This window comes from Mesorhizobium sp. M7A.F.Ca.US.006.04.2.1, assembly GCF_004022915.1.
In the GTDB taxonomy this organism is placed as follows: domain Bacteria; phylum Pseudomonadota; class Alphaproteobacteria; order Rhizobiales; family Rhizobiaceae; genus Mesorhizobium; species Mesorhizobium ciceri.
The window spans coordinates 1-1,194 of sequence record NZ_RZQA01001284.1 but is presented as its reverse complement, the minus strand read 5'-3'; the positions used below and the strand labels follow the sequence as shown (position 1 = coordinate 1,194).

General features: G+C 64.0%; 1 protein-coding gene. It reads left to right on the top strand.

Going from position 1 to position 1,194, the window contains the following annotated elements; translation table 11 throughout:
- Nucleotides 1-2: 2 nt before the first annotated feature.
- Nucleotides 3-1,194: type VI secretion system-associated FHA domain protein TagH (gene tagH / locus EN925_RS36660; RefSeq protein WP_245487432.1), on the top strand; the 1,192-nt coding region annotated here is incomplete at its 3' end.

Genomic DNA, 1,194 nt, shown 5'->3' with positions numbered 1-1,194 from the left:
GGCTGAGATTGGGCGACTACGTCGTCCATGTCGACCTGCAAACGCCAGCCACTCAAGCACCAGCGGCCGGCCAGCCGGTTTCGGAACGCGCGCCGCCAGCATCCCGGGCCCCGGTGAGCATCGGTCGCGATGACTTCTTTTCCGCCAAGGTCGAAGAAGAGCCGCGACGGCCACGTCCGGCCGATCTGCCGAACCCTTTCGAGCAGCCGGTTGCGGGTGCATTCGAACGTGCCAACTCCGACCAGCGCCACTCGGCCGCTTTCGATGACCCGTTCAGCCTCGATCCGGTTTCGACGCCGGTGTCGAAAAATCCCGCCCCTTATCGCGAACCGGGCGGCGCGGCGAGCCAAGCGGACCCGTTCAGCCTCGACGCGGTACCGTCCCCCGACCGCGCAGCCCAAGCCGCCCGTGACAAGCCGTCCGGAACCCATGATGACTTTGCTTTCGGACCAGCCGCCACGCTCAGTTCGGCGAACGGCGCCAGTTCGATCGAACAGCGCGAGCGCATCGCCCAGCGATCCCAATCAGCCAATCCCTGGGATTTGCCGGTGCAGCCCGCAGCTACCCCTGCTTCACCACGTGTGGGTGCTGCTCCCAAAGCCGCCCCGGCGCTGGGTGCGGCGCGGCCGGAGGAGATGGCGCTTCGCGCCGCATTCCTGCATGGCATGGGTGTCGAGGAAGCCGATTTCCCCGGACGCGACAGCATCGCGGAAATGGAGAAGTTCGGTCGCGAATACCGGATGATGATGGAAGGCCTGATGCAGCTTCTGCGCAAGCGGGCCGAGGAAAAGGGAAACGCGCGCGTCGCGCAGACCATGGTCGGGGCCTCCGAAGTCAATCCGCTCAAGTTCCTGCCGACCGTCGACGACGCCATCATAACGCTTATCGCTGAGCGCAGCCCAGGATTTCTCGGCGGTGAAGCGGCAATCACCGATGCGGTGCGCGATCTCGCGCAACATCACGTACGCGCCTGGCGAGGCATACAGACCGCCATGCGGCGGATGATCGACCGTTTTGACCCGGTAGTGATCGAGGAAGAGCTGAAATCGAATTCCGCGATCGGAACCCTTCTCTCTGGGGGGCGGGGCGCCAAGCTGTGGGAACTTTACCAGAAGCGCCATCGTGAAATCGCCGAGAGTGCTGAAAAGAGCTTCCTTGGCGAAATCGGCGCTGATTTTCGAGATGCATATGAGG